At 67.4% G+C, this 267-nt stretch carries 1 pseudogene; it reads left to right on the top strand.

From position 1 onward, the window contains the following. A pseudogene (locus G3O06_RS48755) lies at positions 1-267 on the top strand (electron transfer flavoprotein subunit alpha/FixB family protein); the annotation flags it as partial.

A 267-nucleotide genomic window follows, 5' to 3' on the forward strand; every position in this document is an offset into this window, starting at 1 on the left:
TCCTCGCGCCGGCGACGGCCTACGGCAAGAACATCGCGCCGCGCATTGCCGCGAAGCTGGACGTCGCGCAGATCTCGGACATCACGGCGGTCGATTCGGCCGACACGTTCGAGCGCCCGATCTACGCGGGCAACGCGATTGCGACGGTGCAGTCGAGCGATCCGATCAAGGTCATCACGGTGCGTGCGACGGGTTTCGATCCGGTGGCGGCCGAAGGCGGCAGCGCAGCGGTCGAGAAGATCGAAGCGGCAGCCGATGCCGGCAAGT

This window comes from Burkholderia sp. Ac-20345 (assembly GCF_017104825.1).
In the GTDB taxonomy this organism is placed as follows: domain Bacteria; phylum Pseudomonadota; class Gammaproteobacteria; order Burkholderiales; family Burkholderiaceae; genus Burkholderia; species Burkholderia lata_B.